We start from the raw sequence: 16,379 nt of genomic DNA on the forward strand, positions 1-16,379 counted from the left end.
GACTTATTTCGTCGCCGGGGGCGGTGCCGCCGGTTTGGTCGGGTCGACCGGATAGAGCTCGGTCGGCAGCTTGGTCGGGTTGCCGAGTTTCGGCGCCTCGGCAGGCTCGGTACCCGCTTCCGGCGCGGCGGGCGCCACCGGCTTGGCATTGGCGATCGCCTCCTGCACCGAGCCGGTGGTGATCGGGTGGTAACCGGGCTTCGCCTTGGCGAACACCTGCTTGGCGAATTCCAGGCCGCCGGGCGTGGCCACCAGCGCCTTGTACACCGGCATGATCAGCTTGCGGCGGCCGACCCGCTCCAGGAACGCGCCCATCGCCGCGCGCGCATCGGCATAGCCGCTGCGTTCGGCCAGCGGATACCAGCGCATCGCGATCTCGCCATTGGCGGTGCCGGTGAACTTGTAGGCCTCGTCGAGTTGCTTGAGCTGCTCGGGCTTCAGCGTGTCCGGCATGCCCTCGAGGAAATGCACCCATTCCTGCGTGGTCCATGCGTCGGTGACCATCGGGTTGGGCAATTGCCCGCTGCCCGACCAGGCGATGCGCGCGGCATTGACCGTGCTGAACTTGCCCGACTCCACCACCGGCGCGCCGTTCGGGATGCCCGGCTCGTACAGCCACGCGTCCACTTCGGCCATGGTCACCTTGCCCGGGTGCTTGTCGATCAGGTTCTTCTGCAGGTAGTCGCGGAACTGCGCGGTGGTGATGCTCTGGAAGGCGAAGTGGTCGAAGTAGCCCTTCAGCCACGGATCGAACACGTCGCGGCCGAAGCGCTGTTCCAGGAACTGCAGGAACCAGGCGCCCTTGGTGTAGACGGTGGCGCTGGACGAATTGTCCGGATCGGCCAGGTCGCCCGGCTTCAGCGACAGGCGCTGCAGCTTGGGATCGAGGTCCTTGAACTCCTGCTTGAGTTCGTCGCGGTCGATCACTTCCTCCATGTCGGCCATGTCCTTGCCGTACAGGGCCTCGGTGATGCGGCCCTGCACGTAGGTGGTGGTGCCTTCGTTGAGCCAGGCGTCCTTGTCGGTGGCGAAGGTGACCAGGTTGCCCGACCAGCTGTGCGCCAGTTCGTGCGCGACCAGCGACACCAGCGACTTGTCGCCGACGATCACGGTGGGCGTGGCGAAGGTCAGGCGCGGGTTCTCCATGCCGCCGTACGGGAACGACGGCGGCAACACCAGCAGGTCGTAGCGGCCCCAGCGGTACGGGCCGTACAGCTTCTCCGCGGTATCGATCATCTTCTCGGTGTCGGCGAATTCGCTGGTGGCCTTGTCCACCATCGCCGGCTCCGCCCACACGCCGCTGCGGTCGCTGATCGGCTTGAACACCAGGTCGCCGGCGGCGATGGCGAGCAGGTAGGACGGGATCTTCTGCGGCATCTTGAACGTGTAGTCGCCGTCGCGCGCCGCGGCCGGATCGTTGTCCGCGCTCATCAGCACCATCGCGTCCTTCGGCGCGGTGACGTGCGCGCTGTAGGTGAAGCGGATCTGCGGCGTGTCCTGCAGCGGCACCCACGAACGCGCGTGGATCTGCTGCGACTGGCTGAACATGAAGGGCTGCTTCTTGCCCTCGGTCATCGACGGTTCCAGCCACTGCAGGCCGGAGGCTTCCGGCGAGGTCGCATAGGTCACCCGCACCTTGGCCGGGCGGGTCGGGGTTTCGATGGTGAGCTTGCTGCCCAGGATCGGGTCCTTGCCGGCCAGCCCGAACTTCAGGTCGCTCCACTTGCCGTCGGCGCCCAGGCCTTCGGCTTTCTGCACGCTGATGTCGCGGGTATCCAGCAACAGCTGGCTCGCGCCCTTGTCGATCCAGTCCAGCGAATAGGTGGCGGTGCCGCTGAGCGTCTTCTTCGCGAAGTCCACCGCCAGGTCCAGGGCCAGGTCGGTGGTGCGCACCTTGGCCGGCTCGGCATAGGAATGTTCGTCGACGACCTGTTCCGCGGCGGCGGCCGGCTGCGCGGTGGCGGCCGACGCCGGCTCCGGGCTCGGGCTGCGTTCGCAACCGGCGGCGACGAGGCTGAGGGCGGTGGCTATCGAGGCGGACAACAGCAACTGGCGCATGGGGATCGACCTGTACTTGCGGGAAGCGCCGAGTTTAGCGCCACCCATGTCTACCCGCCGCATGCAGGCCCGTGGCCTTCGTCAACATGTCCTTCGGCATCCGCACTTGCGGCACTGCAAGCACTGCGCGCGATTGCGCATCGTTGCGCCGCACCCGGCCCACGCGGCGCCCCTGCCATTGGTCATGCAAACCCCCGGGCGCAGGCGCGCATCGATCCGTCAACAACTTCGAAACAACACCGACGCCTCACGGAGAGAGACGCTTGAAACCGCTTGCCCCGAAGAAGCTTGCCCTGACTGCCGCCCTGCTGCTGTGCGCCCCGTTCGCCCAGGCCCAGCAGGCCGCGGCACCCGCCGACACCGCCGCCTACGTCCCCGGCGGCCGCATCCCGCAACTGCAGGGCGGGATCGCCATCGACGGCAAGCTGGACGATGCCGCATGGGCGAACGCGCTGGTGCAGGAGATCGCCTACGACATCCAGCCCGGCGACAACACCCCGGCGCCGGCGAAGACCACGGTGCGGATCGGCTACACCGCCGACGCGATCTACTTCGCCTTCCATGCGACCGATCCCGACCCGTCGCAGATCCGCGCCCACCTGCGCGACCGCGATGCCGCGTTCAACGACGACTGGGTCGGCGTGTTCATGGACACCTTCAACGACAACCGCCGCGGCTACGAACTGATCGTCAACCCGTATGGCGTGCAGGCCGACCTGATCCGCGACGAGACCAATACCAACAACCAGGAAGACGCCAGCTGGGACGGCCTGTGGGAAAGCGCCGGCCAGCTCACCGCGGAGGGTTACGACGTCGAGATTCGCATCCCGTTCTCGACCCTGCGCTTCCCCACCGGCGGCGGCGAACAGACATGGGGGATCTCGCTGTTCCGCAACTGGCCGCGCGACAAGCGCCACCAGCTGACCAGCCACAAGGTGCCGCGCGATTCCAACTGCTTCCAGTGCGAATGGGGCAAGTACCAGGGCATGGCCGGCGCGCAGCAGGGCCGCAACCTGGAGATCGTGCCGACGTTGACGATGGGCAAGCCGCAATTCCGCGACGCCGCCGGCGAATCCTGGAAGAGCGGCGACAGCTCGATCGAACCCGGCCTCGACGTGAGCTGGGCGCCGTCGCCGGCGATGACCCTGAACGCGACGATCAACCCGGATTTCTCCCAGGTCGAGACCGACCAGCTGCAGCTCGACGTCAACAACAGCTTCGCCCTGTTCTACCAGGAGAAGCGGCCGTTCTTCCTGGAAGGCGCGGACTACTTCACCAGCCAGTTCGACGTGCTGTACACGCGGCAGATCGCCGATCCGGATTTCGGCGCGCGCGTCACCGGCCGCAACGGCGGCAACACCTATGGCGCGATCCTCGCCCGCGACGCCGCGCCGCAGGTGCTGATCCCCGGCACCCAGGGCTCGCGGTTCCGGGCGCTCGACGAAAAGGCGAACGTGGCGGTGGCCCGCTATCGCCACGACATCAGCAACGATTTCAGCCTCGGCGCGATCGGCACCTTCCGCCAGGGCGACGACTACGCCAACAACGTGGCCGGCGCGGATGCGCGCTGGCGCAAGGGCGCGCACACCGTGACCGCGCAGTTCCTGCACAGCCAATCGGAATACCCGGCCGCCATCGTCGACCTCTACAAGAACGACCTCGGCAACGACGCCACCCCGTCCGGCGATGCCTGGCGCACGCAGTACAGCTTCAGCAACCGCAACTGGAACTTCGATGCCTGGCACGAGGAGATCGACCCCGGCTTCCGCGCCGACCTCGGCTTCATCGGCATGGTCGGCTACGACAAGTCGCTGCTCGGCGGCCAGCGCATGTGGTACCGCGACGGCAAGGCCTTCGAGCGCATCAGCCTGTACGCCGACTGGGACGTCACCCATCGCTTCGACGGCCAGTTGCTGGAACGCGAGTTCGAGGCGCAGGTCGGGGTGAACGGGCCGATGCAGAGCTTCATGCGCCTGCACGGCATGACCCGCGTCGCCTACTGGAAAGGCCGGCTGTTCGACGAACGCTATGCCGACCTCAACGCCAACTTCCGCCCGAACGGCAAGCTGCAACTCGGCGCCTACCTGCAGAGCGGCACCATGATCGACCGCGACGCCAACAAGACCGGCCACCGCACGATGGTCGAGCTGTACGGCAACGCGAACATCGGCCGCGGCCTGGCGATGGACTGGGACGTCATCCGCCAGCGGATGACGCGCGACGGCGGCACCGCGTTCACCGCCACCGTGGTCAACGCCGGCGGCAGTTGGCAGTTCGACCCGCGCCAGCGCCTGCGCCTGACCCTGCAGGGCAGCGAGGTGGAGCGCAACCAGGCGTTGTACGCGCAGACGATCAACCAAACCGCGCGCGACTGGGCGGCGCAGGTGGTCTATTCGTACAAGATCAACCCGCGCACCGCGCTGTACACGGGCGCGTCCTACGGCGCGTTCATGGACGACGACAACCCGGACCTGTTCGGCAACACCCGCAGCGTGTTCCTCAAGCTGAGCTACGGCTGGCAGCCGTAACCCGCGGCCACCGGCACGAGTTGATCCAGGCACGATGAAACGCCTCGCCTTCGCCTGCATGCACGTGTTCGCGGTGCTGATCGCCGCCTACGCGATCCTCGCCTACGGGTTCCGCCCGCTGGGCGAGTTCGTCGGGCCGGAGATGCGCGCCAATTTCCAGGCGCATCAACTCGGCATCTACACGCACGTGTTCGCGGCGACGATCGCGCTGCTGCTCGGGCCGTTCCAGTTCATCGAGCGGCTGCGCCGAAAGCGGCCGCGCCTGCATCGCATCTCAGGGCGGATCTACCTCGGCGTGGGGGTCGGGTTCGGCGGGCTGGCCGGGCTGTACATGGCCAGCTTCGCCTACGGCGGCCCGGTCGCGAAGCTCGGATTCGCCGGGCTGGCGAGCGCCTGGCTTTATACCGGCTGGCAGGCGTACCGCGCGATCCGCCGCGGCGATGTGGCGACGCATCGCCGCTGGATCGTGCGCAATTTCGCCCTGACCCTTGCGGCCGTGAGCTTGCGCATCCTGTTGCCGCTGTCCGGCATCTCCGGCATTCCGTTCGCAACCGCCTACCCCGCCGTCGCCTGGCTGTGCTGGATCCCCAACCTGCTGTTGGCGGAATGGATCCTGGCGGGTCAGATCACGCCGCGCTTCTTCTCGAACAGCAGGTAGGCGACGGCGACCACGGCGCCGATCACCAGCGACACGACCCAGCCCAGCGGACTCAGCCACTTCACCAGCCCCGCCACGACCAGGCCGAGGATGGCGAACTGCGAATAACGCCACGGGCTCTCGCGGAAGCTTTTCATCTGCGGCTCGACCATGGCCTACGCCTTGTAGCCGGTATGGATGGCGACGATGCCGGCGGACAGGTTCTTGTAATCGCAGCGCACGAACCCGGCCGCTTCCATCATCGCCTTCAGCTCCGCCTGCGGCGGATGCTTCCGGATCGACTCGGCGAGGTACTGGTAGCTGCCGGAATCGCCCGCAAACAGCTTGCCCAGCGCCGGCAATACCTTGAACGAATGGAAGTCGTAGATCGGCTTGAACCAGTCGGCGGTGACTTCCGAGAACTCCAGCACCCGCGCCTGTCCGCCCGGCTTGAGCACGCGCAGCATCTCGCGCAGGCCGGCGTCCTTGTCGGTGACGTTGCGCAGGCCGAACGCGATGGTGACCAGGTCGAAGCTCGCATCCGGGAACGGCAGCGACTCCGCGTTGCACTGCACGTACTCGAAGCCGCGCACGTTGCCGCGGTCGGTCATGCGGTCGCGGCCGACGCGCAGCATCTCGCCGTTGATGTCGCCGAGCACCAGTTCGCCGGCCTCGCCCACCCGTTCCTTCAGCAACGCGGCGATGTCGCCGGTGCCGCCGGCCAGGTCGAGCACGCGGTCGCCCCTGCGCACCTGCGCGGTGGCGACGAAGTAGCGCTTCCACACCCGGTGGATGCCGAGGCTCATCGCATCGTTCATCAGGTCGTACTTGCCGGCCACCGAGGAGAACACCTCGCCCACCAGCTTCTGCTTGTCGGCCACCGGCACGTCGCGGAAACCGAAGTGGGTGGTGCCGGGCTTGTCAGTGGATTCGCTCATGCGGCGATTATCGCATCGGCGCGCGCGGGCGGCGTGCGAAACTCCGCCGATGCACGCCGAACCCACCGAATACCGCAGTCTGCCCTGCATCCGCATCGACGCCGAAGGCGCGACCGCGCTGGTCGCCCTGCACGGCGCCCACGTGCTGTCGTGGCGGCCGGCCGATGGCCGCGAGCGCCTGTTCCTGTCCGAACGCGCGGTGTTCGACGGCCGCGCCGCGATCCGCGGCGGCATCCCGGTGATCTTCCCGCAGTTCGGCGAACGCGGCGCGCTGGCCAGGCACGGCTTCGCCCGCGCCACGGCGTGGCGCTACGCCGGGATCGAGGGCGGCGGCGCCGTATTCGAGTTGAGCGGCGACGGCGGCGATCCCGCCTGGCCGCATCCGTTCCGTGCCCGCCTGCGCATCGCGCTCGCCGCAACCACGCTCGCGCTGGCACTGGAGATCGAAAACACCGGCGACGACGCGTTCGCCTTCAGCGCCGCGCTGCACACCTACCTGCGCGTCGACGAGATCGCCGCAGTCGCCATCGAAGGCCTGCACGGCTGCGATTTCGAGGACAGCGCCAACGGCGGCAGCCTGCACCGCCAGCACGACCACGACGTCAGGTTCGACGACGAAACCGACCGCATCTACAGCGACGTGGTCGCCCCGCTCGCGCTGGTCGAAGGCGAGCGCCGGCTGGCGATCGAACAGGACGGCTTCGCCGACGCCATCGTCTGGAACCCCGGCCAACGCCTGGGCGCGCGGATCGGCGACCTGGCCGCGGACGATTGGCGCCGCTTCGCCTGCGTCGAAGCCGGCCAGGTGCTGCAGCCAGTGGTGCTGGCGCCGGGGGAAAGCTGGCGGGGACGCCAGCTGCTGGGCTGAGGTTCAGCCGGCGATTTCGTAGGCGCGCGCCAGGCTGGCGATCAGGTCCCGCACCAGCTTGCGCTGCGGCACAGGCAAGCTGAAGTAGGCATCCACCATCGCCCGATCCGGGGCGGCCATTGCCTGCGTCCAATCGGCCTTGCCCTCCGCGACCGCGGGCTTGCCGCCGAACTGCAATTCGTGCGGCTGCATGCCGACGAGCGCCGCCAGTACCCGCAACTTGTCCTGCTTGGGCATGGATTTGCCATTGAGCCAGCCGGAGATCGCCTGTGCGGTGACCGCCGCGCCGTCGTAGCGGGAATTGAAGCGCTTCTCGAGCACCGCCGCGCTGGCCTCGATGCCCCTGGCCTCGAGCGCCCCACGCAAGCGCGCCGCGAATGCCGCCTTCTCCTTGTCCATGGGCTCGGACGTTAGGCAAGTGGCACTTTCATTGTGAAAGATATGCTTTCAATGATCTGAAAGTTTTGCTTTCATTGCAGGCCTTGTTTCCTGCGCCCCGGGTTGATGCCCAAGTCCCTGCTCGAAGAACTGCCGGAGATCGTCGCCAGCGGGCGACGGCAGGCCGAGCGCATCCTGGAGAGCCTGGAGAACCGGCACCGGGTGCGGCTGCAGACGCGCGAGTGGGTGTTGCCGTCCAAGGACGTGTCCGCCGCCGACTGGATCGCGCAGGCGCAACGCGCGACGCGCCTGGGCGATGCCGGCGCCGATGGCGATGCATGGAAGAACCGCCTGATCTACGGCGACAACCTGCATGCGATGGCCGCACTGCTGGCCGGCGACGAGGACACGCCCAGCCTGCGCGGCGCGGTGGATCTCGTCTACATCGATCCGCCGTTCGATTCGAAGGCGGACTACCGGACCAAGGTGCAGTTGCCGGGCGTGGAGATCGAGCAGCGCCCCACGGTCATTGAGCAATTCGCGTATTCGGACACGTGGAGCGACGGCACGGCGTCGTACCTGCGGATGATCGTGCCTCGGTTGATCCTGATGCGGGAGCTATTGGCCGAGACGGGGTCGATCTACGTGCATCTGGATTGGCATGTGGGGCATTACGTCAAGCTTGTTCTGGACGAAATTTTCGGAAAGGAAAACTTCCGAAACGAAATCATATGGAAGCGGACAACGTCTCATTCGGACGCGGCAGCTTACGGCTCGGTACACGACACGATTCATTTCTACTCGAAGAGTGGTCGCGAACGACTCAATCCAGTCTTCCAAAAGTACGACGAAGCGTACGTCGAGTCCTACTACCGCTACGTGGACGACGATGGCAGGAAATTCATGTCTGCCGACCTATCAGGTGCGGGTCAAGGTCCAGCCCGAAAATTCGGCGACCGCATTATCGAGCCGCCACCTGGCAGACATTGGATGTACGATCAGACAGGGATCGATAAGGCAATCGCCCTTAACAGGATTTTCTGGACTCGGAACGGCATTCCGAGACTCAAGAAATTTATTGACGATTCCGAAGGAATGCCGGCTTCTGACATCTGGGCCGATGTCCAACCGTTGCGTTCGTATCACCGCTCAGAGGACGTCGGCTACAACACTCAGAAGCCAGAAGCATTGCTTCAACGGATCGTGCAAGCTTCAAGCCCCGAAAACGGACTCGTCGCCGACTTCAACGGCGGCTCCGGCACCACTGCCGCTGTCGCCGAAAAGCTCGGCCGCCGCTGGATCACCAGCGACATCGGCAAGCCCGCCTGCATGATCATGCGCAAGCGCCTGATCGACCAGGACGCCAAGCCCTTCCTGTACCAGGCCATCGGCGACTACCACGTCGAAACCGCCAAGACCCACCTGGGCCGCAACTACCGCGTCGGCGATCTGTCCGCCATCGTGCTGTCGCTCTATGGCGCGCTGCCGCTGCAGCCGGAGGACAACCCGCTTCGCAACCTGGGCAGCGTGAGCTTCGCCGGCAGGAAGACGCTGGTGCTGGTCGACGCGCCCAGCAAGCTCACCGGCGACGCCACCCTGCGCAAGGCCATCGCCCAGCGCGACAACCTGCTGGGCGGCTGGGACCGGGTGGTGGTGCTGGGCTGGAACTTCGAGCCCAACATCGGCCAGAGCATCGCCGCGCTCAACGACGACAGGCTGGAAGTGCTGGTCATCCCGCCCGACCTGCTGGACCGCCTGCGCAAGAAGGGCGGCATCGAGAAGCTGCGCGGGCAGGTGCGCTTCGCCAGCCTGCAATACGTCAAGCTGAAGTCGGTCACGCGCCATGCGGAAGCCGATGGGCAGGAACGCATCGAGGTGTCGCTGGACAACTACGTGCTGCTCTCGCCCGAGGCGATCAACCTGGACGAGGACAATCGCAGGAAGCTGCTCAAGGTGATGAACGTCGAGCCGCTGGCACTGATCGAATACTGGGCGGTGGATCCGGACTACGACGGCCAGGTGTTCCGCTCGGTGTGGCAGGACTACCGCGGCAACACCGCGAACGACGGCGACGCGCTGCGGGTGATCGACCGCGCCAGTTTCAGCGTGCCGCGCAAGGCGGGCGAGCGGCGGATCTGCGTGCGCGTGGTGGACGTGTTCGGCTTCGAAGCCGAAGTGGTGAAGGCGGTGGCCGGAGCGTGAGCATCAAGCCCGACGACCCGCTGGTGCTTGCCAAGTCGTTGACCCAACGTGCCGATCAACTCTGCACCGGCCTGGCCTCCGACACCGCCGATCTGTACGAACTGGTCACGCCGACCACCGCAGAACTGCTGCGCTGGTGGTTCGGCGAAGACGCGCGCCAGACCCGCCCGTTCAATTTCCATCCCGGCCAGCAGCAGGCGATCCTCAACACCATCGTGGCGCATGAAGTGCTGGGCAGCCCCGATCTCAAGGCACTGTACGAACAGGCCTGCGCCGAAGCACTGCTGGTTGGCGATCGACTCGCGGAGGTCTCGCAGCCCAAGCACGCGCATCCCAAGTACTGCCTGAAGATGGCCACCGGCACCGGCAAGACCTGGGTGCTGCAGGCGTTGCTGGTCTGGCAGATGCTCAACAAGACCGCCGCGCTGGAGGAAGGCATCGACGATCCGCGCTTCAGCCGGCGCTTCCTGATCGTGGCGCCGGGGCTGATCGTGTACGAGCGCTTGCTGGATGCCTTCGTCGGCAAGGAACGCGAAGCTGGCAACGGGCGCGACTTCTCGACCTCCGACACCGAGCGCTACGCGGAACTGTTCGTGCCGCCCGCCTACCGCGAACGCGTGCGCCAGTTCGTGCAGGGCAACTTCTGCGCCAAGCAGGACATCGGCCTGAAGGCGACCGGCAACGGCATGGTGGCGGTGACCAACTGGCACCTGCTGCAGGAGACCGGCGAGGAACTGGCCGAGGCGGAAGCCGACGAGGAACTGCTGGAGACGGCCGGCATCGTGCCCGAGGCGCACGACGTGGCCCGCCACGTCCTGCCGGTGGTGCCCGGCCGGGCCACCGGCAACAGCCTGGAAGTGCTGGACAACCGCTGGGCGCGCGGCCGCGTGATCGCCTTCCTGCAGGCATTGCCCGACCTGGTCGTGTTCAACGACGAAGCCCACCACATCCACGATCTGAAGAAGGACGGCGAGGCCGGCGAAGTGGAATGGCAGAAGAGCCTGAGCCGGATCGCCGAAGGCAAGGGCCGGCGGTTCGTGCAGGTGGACTTCTCGGCCACGCCCTACAACGAACGCGCGGGGCGCGGACGCAACGCCGGCAGCACCAAGGTCTGGTTCCCGCACATCGTGGCGGATTTCGACCTGAAGCAGGCGATGCGCGCCGGGCTGGTGAAATCGCTGGTGCTGGACAAGCGCCGCGAGATCGGCGCGGTGCCGCTGGAATCCCTGGAGTTCAAGGCCGAGCGCGACGACGACGGAACGCTGCGCCTGTCGGAAGGCCAACGCATCATGCTGCGCGCCGGCCTGCAGAAACTGAAGCGGCTGGAACAGGATTTCGGCGGCATCGACCCCGCTCGCCACCCGAAGATGCTGGTGGTCTGCGAGGACACCAACGTCAGCCCGCTGGTCGCGCAATTCATGGTCGACGAAGGCCTGCACGACAATGACGTGCTGACGGTGGATTCGGGCAAGAAGGCCGAACTCGGCGAGAAGGACTGGGCGCCGCTGCGCCAGCGCCTGTTCGACGTGGACCGGCATGCGCAGCCGCGGGTGATCGTCAGCGTGCTGATGCTGCGCGAGGGCTTCGACGTCAACAACATCTGCGTGATCGTGCCGTTGCGCGCCAGCGGCGCGCAGATCCTGCTGGAACAGACCATCGGCCGCGGCCTGCGCCTGATGTGGCGCGACGCCGAATTCGACGACATCAAGCGCGAGAACCGCGAGCGGATCGATCGCGGCGAGGAACCCGGCAGCCTGATCGACATCCTGTCGATCGTCGAGCATCCGCGCTTCGAGCAGTTCTACGACGAACTGATGCGGGATGGCCTGGTCGGCACAACCGGAGATGATGAGGGCGGCTCGACGGTCGGCGACTTGATCACCGTCGAACGGCGCGATGGCTGGGAAGCCTTCGACTTCGCCGTTCCCTTCATCCTGCGCGACGTCGACGAAAGCCTGGAACACCTGCCGATCGAGCTGGATTCGCTGCCGCCGTTCACCCAAATGCCGCGCAGCGCGCTGTCCGCGCTGCTGGGCAAGGGCGACACCTTCGTCTCGCAGGACCTGCAGAGCAGCACGCTGTTCGGCGACTACCGCGTCGAAGGCAGCGTGATGAACGTCAGCGGCTACAACGAATACCTGTCGCGCCTGACCCGCCGGGTCGGACAGGCGCTGAGCAACCCGCTACCGAGGGGCAACCGCATCGCCGAGCACCTGGCGACGCCGTACATGCAGGTCAACAGCACCGTGCTGGCGCAGGCGCTGGACGATTACATCCGCGAGTTCCTGTTCCGCGAGCCGTTCGAGCCGTTCGCCGGAGAGAACTGGCGGCTGTTGCTGTTGCAGCCGGTGATCGACCACATCGTCAAGGTGTTCGGGCTTGCATTGGTCCAGTCCGAAGCACGCGGCACAACCGGCGAAACCGAAGTGCGCCATCGCCGTCTGTCCGAAGTGGAACGGATCACCCTGCGCGAGAGTACGTCGATGGACGTGACCAAATGTATCTATGCACGCCAAGGCTGGCCGGCGCGCAGTGGTGGACTGGAGCGCGCCTTCATCGAATGGTGCCAATCCGACGCCGGCGTGGAAGCGTTCTGCAAGCTCAGCGAGAACAAGCACGACTTCGTCCGCCTGCGGTACGTGCGCGAGGATGGCTTGCCGGCGTTCTACTTCCCCGACTTCATGGTGCGCACGGCGGACGCGATCTACCTGGTCGAGACCAAGGCGCAGCAACAGACCAGCCACCCGAACGTCCAGCGCAAGCGCAGGGCAGCGGCCACCTGGTGTTCACGCATCAACGAATTGCCGCCCTACGACCGCAACGGCCGCGAATGGCATTACGCGCTGGTCGGTGAAAGCCTGTTCGAGGACTGGCGCAGCAAGCATGCGCGCATGGCCGAGTTGCTGGCGTTCTGCCGCATACGTGCCGCGACCAGCCACGTGGACCAAGGGTTGCTGGCGATCTGACTGCGCCCGCCTCAGCAGTAATCGTCTTCCCGCTGGTGCCGCACCGCGGCAACCGTCACCGTGTCCTCGTCGATCCTGTACAGGACCACATAGCCGGTTCCGCCGAAGCCGATCAGCAATTCGCGCAGGAAAGGGTCATGACCCTCGCCCGCCTTGCGGCAGGCATACGGAAAGTCCTGCAACGATGCCAGCCCGGCTTCGATGGTCCGGATCGCGCGTTCGGCCTCGGCCCAGTCGCCGCGTTCGAGGACGAAATCGTAAAGCCGATCGAAGTCGGCATCCGCATGCGCCGACAACAGGACGCGGAATGTCACGCCTTGCCGGCCTTCGCCCTGGCCCGCTCCAGCTTGACGCGCAGCTTGCCCACGGATTCATCGACCGTGAAATACACGCCGGTCCGCTTCGATTCCTCCAGCGACGCCAGGCCACGCTTGATGAATTCGTCACGCAACTGCCGCTGGCGCACTTGCGCGCGCAGCGAGGCCTCGACGAACCCGGACAATGTCTCGCCTTCGCGCAGTACCGATTCGGCGGCTTCGCGCAGCGCTGGTTCCACGCGCAGCGAGGGAATGGTGGCGGTTTTCATCGCTGGCTCCATGCATCGCAATTGCGATGCATGATGCACCCATGCCTGCCACAAGGCAAGCATGGCGCGCTCACAGGATGTACCGGCTCAAATCCGGATCCTGCGCCAGTCCGCCCAGCTGCGCATCGACGTAGGCGCGGTCGATCGACAGGCTGCCGCCCTTGTCCGGCGCCTCGAAGCTCAGGCTTTCCAGCAGCCGTTCCAGCACGGTGTGCAGGCGGCGCGCGCCGATGTTCTCCTGGCGTTCGTTGACGTGCGCGGCGATCTCGGCGAGGCGATCGATGGCCTCCGGCGCGAACGACAGCGCGACGCCCTCGGTGCCCATCAGCTCGACGTACTGGCGGGTCAATGCCGCCTTCGGTTCGGTGAGGATGCGCACGAAGTCGTCCTTGCCGAGCGCGCCGAGCTCGACCCGGATCGGGAAGCGGCCCTGCATCTCGGGAATCAGGTCGCTGGGCTTGGCCAGGTGGAACGCGCCGCTGGCGATGAACAGGATGTGGTCGGTCTTCACCGGCCCGTACTTGGTGCTGACCGTGCTGCCCTCGACCAGCGGCAGCAGGTCGCGCTGCACGCCTTCGCGGCTGACGTCGGCGCCCATGCCCTCGCTGCGCTTGGCGACCTTGTCGATCTCGTCGATGAACACGATGCCGTGCTGCTCGCAGGCCTCGATCGCGGCCTCGCGGACCTCGTCCTCGTTGACCAGCTTGCCGGCCTCTTCCTCGATCAGCAGCGGGCGCGCGGCCTTGATCGCCATCGCCTTCTTGTGGGTCTTGCCGCCGGACAGCTGGCCGAACACCTGGCGCAGCTGCTGGCCCATCTCCTCCATGCCGGGCGGGGTCATGATGTCGATGCCGGCATTCATCGCCAGCTCCAGTTCGATCTCGCGCTCGTCCAGCTCGCCGCTGCGCAACTGCTTGCGCAGCTTCTGCCGGGTGGCGGACTCCTGCGAAGACGGCTCCGCGCCGATGTCGACCGTGGTGGTCGCGTTCGGGTTGAAGCCGAACGTCGGCGCCGCCTCGCGCTTCGGCAGCAGCGCATCGAGGATGCGATCCTCGGCGCGCTCCTCGGCCTGGGTGCGCACGCGCTGCTTGGCCTGGCCGCGATACAGCTTGACCGCGGTATCGGCGAGGTCGCGGATGATCTGCTCGACGTCCTTGCCGACGTAGCCGACCTCGGTGAAGCGGGTGGCCTCGACCTTCACGAACGGCGCATTGGCCAGCGTGGCCAGCCGGCGCGCGATCTCGGTCTTGCCGACGCCGGTCGGGCCGATCATCAGGATGTTCTTCGGCATCACTTCGTTGCGCAGCTCGGGCGCAAGCTGCGCGCGCCGCCAGCGGTTGCGCAGGGCGATCGCCACCGCGCGCTTGGCCGCGTGCTGGCCGACGATGTGGCGGTCGAGCTCGGCGACGATCTCGCGCGGGGTCATGTTGGACGAAGTGGTGTCGATCTTGAGTGCGGTCATGCTGGATCCTTGGTAAGCCATGCCGGTGGGGCAGGCCCCATCAACAAAGCGAGTATCGGGGAGCGTCTTGATGGGGCCTGCCCTGCCGGCATGGCCCGCGACAGAACGTCAAAGCTGCTCGACCACGATGTTGCGGTTGGTGTAGATGCAGATGTCGCCGGCGATGTTCAGCGCCTCGGTGGCGATGGACTTGGCGTCCAGTTCGGTATGCGCAAGCAGCGCGCGCGCCGCGGACAGCGCATACATGCCGCCGGAACCGATCGCGATCAGGCCGTCTTCCGGCTCGATCACGTCGCCGGTGCCGCTGATGATCAGCGATGTCTCGGCATCGGCCAGCGCCAGCAGCGCCTCCAGCTTGCCGAAGCGGCGCTCGGTGCGCCAATCCTTGGCGAACTCGACCGCCGCGCGCAGCAGCTGGCCGTTGTGCTTCTCCAGCTTGGCCTCGAACAATTCGAACAGGGTGAAGGCATCGGCCGCCGCGCCGGCGAACCCGGCCAGCACGCGGCCATCCTTGCCGAGCCGGCGCACCTTGCGCGCGTTGGCCTTCATCACCGTGTGGCCCAGGGTGACCTGGCCGTCGCCGGCGATCACCACCTGGCCGTTGCGGCGCACCGACACGATGGTGGTGGCGTGGAATACAGTGGGGTTCTGGCTGGGGTCCATCGTTTTCTCCGTTGGAACCGGCTATGTGGGGCCGTCGGCCCCGGCTTCAAGAACGGACCGCCGCCGCATGGAACCACTGGTCAGCATCGCCACCCCGGTCTGGAACACCGCCCGCTTCCTGCCGGCGGCGCTGGACAGCCTGCTGGCGCAGGACCACCCGCACTGGGAATGCCTGCTGTGGGACGATGGCTCCACCGACGGCAGCGCCGAGATCGCCGCCGAGTATTCGCGGCGCGATCCACGCTTCCGCCTGCTTGGCAATGGCCGCAACAATGGCGTCGGCATCGCCCTGTCGTCGGCGCTCGACGCCGCGCGCGGCGACTACGTCGGCGTGCTCGACGGCGACGACCTGCTGGAGCCCGATGCGCTGTCCTCGATGCTGGCGTTCATGCAGGCACGTCCGCAGCTGGGCATGGCCTATTCGCAATACGTCGAGATCGACGAGGACGGCGGCGAACTCGGCCTGGGCGGACGTTTCCGCACGCCGTATTCGCCGCAGCGGCTGCTGCTGGAATTCATGACCTACCACTTCCGCCTGGCCCGCAGCGATGCCTATCGCGCGGTCGGCGGCTTCGACCCGTCGATGGATGTCTCCGCCGACTACGATTTCTGCCTGCGCATGTCGGAACGCTACCCGGTCGAGCACCTGCCGAAATCGCTGTACCGCTACCGGATCCGCCGCACCTCGATCTCGCAAGGCAGCCGGCTGCGGCAGGTGCGCGCCAGCTTCGCCGCCGCGCAGCGCGCGGTGCAGCGGCGCGGGATGGACCGCGATTACGCGTTTTCGCTGGGCCTGCGCGCCCGCCACGTGCTGCGGCCGAAACCGGCAGCGGGCGCGGACCCGGCAGGCGCTCCCGGCGCGAACGACCCGGACGCCGAACAATGCCTGCGCCTGTCGCCGCCCTTCGATCCCGCCAACGCATCGCACGCGCACGACTGGGCGCAGCAGGTCGAGGACCACTACAACGCCTTCGTTGCCGATGCACAGCGGCGCGGGCTGGAGGCACGCTACGATTGCGCGCTGGAGATCGACAGCTGGCACATCCTGCAGCCGTTGCGGCCGTTCGGTGGCGCCGGCAATTGGCGCTAGATC

Annotated in this window: 14 protein-coding genes; 6 read left to right on the forward strand and 8 right to left on the reverse strand. The window is 66.7% G+C overall.

Translation table 11 applies throughout. The features are described 5' to 3' along the window. Window positions 1-3: 3 nt before the first annotated feature. A complete protein-coding gene (locus FHQ07_RS07470) occupies window positions 4-2,058 on the reverse strand; it encodes a M1 family metallopeptidase (RefSeq protein ID WP_139716215.1) in 2,055 nt (684 codons plus the stop codon). A gap of 263 nt (window positions 2,059-2,321) precedes the next feature. Between FHQ07_RS07470 and FHQ07_RS07475 the strand changes: the two genes are divergently transcribed. Then, complete coding sequence (locus FHQ07_RS07475; protein WP_168191499.1) at window positions 2,322-4,586, forward strand: carbohydrate binding family 9 domain-containing protein; 2,265 nt, start codon at window positions 2,322-2,324, stop codon at window positions 4,584-4,586. A gap of 34 nt (window positions 4,587-4,620) precedes the next feature. Beyond that, the gene (locus tag FHQ07_RS07480; RefSeq protein WP_206202301.1) at window positions 4,621-5,244 is read left to right on the forward strand and encodes a DUF2306 domain-containing protein; all 624 of its coding nucleotides are present in this window, start codon (window positions 4,621-4,623) and stop codon (window positions 5,242-5,244) included. On the opposite strand, the gene FHQ07_RS07485 is transcribed toward FHQ07_RS07480, so the two are convergent. Both FHQ07_RS07485 and ubiE read right to left on the reverse strand, forming a co-directional pair. Further along, on the reverse strand, window positions 5,208-5,396 hold the full coding sequence (locus FHQ07_RS07485) for a hypothetical protein (protein ID WP_139716217.1): 189 nt from the start codon (window positions 5,394-5,396) through the stop codon (window positions 5,208-5,210). The genes FHQ07_RS07480 and FHQ07_RS07485 overlap by 37 nt on opposite strands. A 3-nt stretch (window positions 5,397-5,399) precedes the next feature. Further along, complete coding sequence (ubiE, locus tag FHQ07_RS07490; RefSeq protein ID WP_139716218.1) at window positions 5,400-6,161, reverse strand: bifunctional demethylmenaquinone methyltransferase/2-methoxy-6-polyprenyl-1,4-benzoquinol methylase UbiE; 762 nt, start codon at window positions 6,159-6,161, stop codon at window positions 5,400-5,402. A 49-nt stretch (window positions 6,162-6,210) separates the two neighbouring features. Here ubiE and FHQ07_RS07495 point away from each other — a divergent pair, with 49 nt between their 5' ends. Next, window positions 6,211-7,029, forward strand: a complete 819-nt coding sequence (locus tag FHQ07_RS07495; protein ID WP_139716219.1) for a D-hexose-6-phosphate mutarotase — start codon at window positions 6,211-6,213, stop codon at window positions 7,027-7,029. Between the two features lie 3 nt (window positions 7,030-7,032). Here the strand turns inward: FHQ07_RS07495 and FHQ07_RS07500 are convergent, their stop codons facing one another. Next, window positions 7,033-7,428 (reverse strand): transcriptional regulator, encoded by a 396-nt coding sequence (locus tag FHQ07_RS07500; protein WP_139716220.1) that lies wholly within the window; start codon window positions 7,426-7,428, stop codon window positions 7,033-7,035. Window positions 7,429-7,533: 105 nt separating this feature from the next. Between FHQ07_RS07500 and FHQ07_RS07505 the strand changes: the two genes are divergently transcribed. Then, window positions 7,534-9,609, forward strand: a complete 2,076-nt coding sequence (locus FHQ07_RS07505; protein ID WP_139716221.1) for a site-specific DNA-methyltransferase — start codon at window positions 7,534-7,536, stop codon at window positions 9,607-9,609. After that, window positions 9,606-12,575 (forward strand): DEAD/DEAH box helicase family protein, encoded by a 2,970-nt coding sequence (locus FHQ07_RS07510; RefSeq protein ID WP_139716222.1) that lies wholly within the window; start codon window positions 9,606-9,608, stop codon window positions 12,573-12,575. The genes FHQ07_RS07505 and FHQ07_RS07510 overlap by 4 nt, the downstream gene beginning before the upstream one ends. Before the next feature lie 11 nt (window positions 12,576-12,586). On the opposite strand, the gene FHQ07_RS07515 is transcribed toward FHQ07_RS07510, so the two are convergent. From FHQ07_RS07515 to hslV, 4 genes are all read right to left on the reverse strand, one after another. Further along, window positions 12,587-12,889, reverse strand: a complete 303-nt coding sequence (locus tag FHQ07_RS07515) for a type II toxin-antitoxin system RelE/ParE family toxin (protein WP_139716223.1) — start codon at window positions 12,887-12,889, stop codon at window positions 12,587-12,589. Continuing rightward, the gene (locus tag FHQ07_RS07520) at window positions 12,886-13,161 is read right to left on the reverse strand and encodes a YlcI/YnfO family protein (protein ID WP_139716224.1); all 276 of its coding nucleotides are present in this window, start codon (window positions 13,159-13,161) and stop codon (window positions 12,886-12,888) included. The genes FHQ07_RS07515 and FHQ07_RS07520 overlap by 4 nt, the downstream gene beginning before the upstream one ends. 70 nt (window positions 13,162-13,231) lie before the next feature. Then, complete coding sequence (gene hslU / locus FHQ07_RS07525) at window positions 13,232-14,623, reverse strand: ATP-dependent protease ATPase subunit HslU (RefSeq protein WP_240703446.1); 1,392 nt, start codon at window positions 14,621-14,623, stop codon at window positions 13,232-13,234. A 108-nt stretch (window positions 14,624-14,731) separates the two neighbouring features. Further along, complete coding sequence (gene hslV / locus FHQ07_RS07530; protein WP_139716225.1) at window positions 14,732-15,286, reverse strand: ATP-dependent protease subunit HslV; 555 nt, start codon at window positions 15,284-15,286, stop codon at window positions 14,732-14,734. A 67-nt stretch (window positions 15,287-15,353) separates the two neighbouring features. On the opposite strand from hslV, the gene FHQ07_RS07535 reads away from it, so the two are divergent. Next, on the forward strand, window positions 15,354-16,376 hold the full coding sequence (locus tag FHQ07_RS07535) for a glycosyltransferase (protein ID WP_139716226.1): 1,023 nt from the start codon (window positions 15,354-15,356) through the stop codon (window positions 16,374-16,376). Window positions 16,377-16,379: the final 3 nt, after the last annotated feature.

This window comes from Thermomonas aquatica (assembly GCF_006337105.1).
In the GTDB taxonomy this organism is placed as follows: domain Bacteria; phylum Pseudomonadota; class Gammaproteobacteria; order Xanthomonadales; family Xanthomonadaceae; genus Thermomonas; species Thermomonas aquatica.

Bases quoted from the DNA above. Each gene is read 5' to 3' on its own strand.
- FHQ07_RS07500 (WP_139716220.1), bottom strand. From the start codon at position 7,428: ATGGACAAGGAGAAGGCGGCATTCGCGGCGCGCTTGCGTGGGGCGCTC.
- ubiE (WP_139716218.1), bottom strand. From the start codon at position 6,161: ATGAGCGAATCCACTGACAAGCCCGGCACCACCCACTTCGGTTTCCGC.
- FHQ07_RS07495 (WP_139716219.1), top strand. From the start codon at position 6,211: ATGCACGCCGAACCCACCGAATACCGCAGTCTGCCCTGCATCCGCATC.
- FHQ07_RS07520 (WP_139716224.1), bottom strand. From the start codon at position 13,161: ATGAAAACCGCCACCATTCCCTCGCTGCGCGTGGAACCAGCGCTGCGC.
- FHQ07_RS07485 (WP_139716217.1), bottom strand. From the start codon at position 5,396: ATGGTCGAGCCGCAGATGAAAAGCTTCCGCGAGAGCCCGTGGCGTTAT.
- FHQ07_RS07535 (WP_139716226.1), top strand. From the start codon at position 15,354: ATGGAACCACTGGTCAGCATCGCCACCCCGGTCTGGAACACCGCCCGC.
- hslU (WP_240703446.1), bottom strand. From the start codon at position 14,623: ATGACCGCACTCAAGATCGACACCACTTCGTCCAACATGACCCCGCGC.
- FHQ07_RS07505 (WP_139716221.1), top strand. From the start codon at position 7,534: ATGCCCAAGTCCCTGCTCGAAGAACTGCCGGAGATCGTCGCCAGCGGG.
- FHQ07_RS07470 (WP_139716215.1), bottom strand. From the start codon at position 2,058: ATGCGCCAGTTGCTGTTGTCCGCCTCGATAGCCACCGCCCTCAGCCTC.
- hslV (WP_139716225.1), bottom strand. From the start codon at position 15,286: ATGGACCCCAGCCAGAACCCCACTGTATTCCACGCCACCACCATCGTG.
- FHQ07_RS07480 (WP_206202301.1), top strand. From the start codon at position 4,621: ATGAAACGCCTCGCCTTCGCCTGCATGCACGTGTTCGCGGTGCTGATC.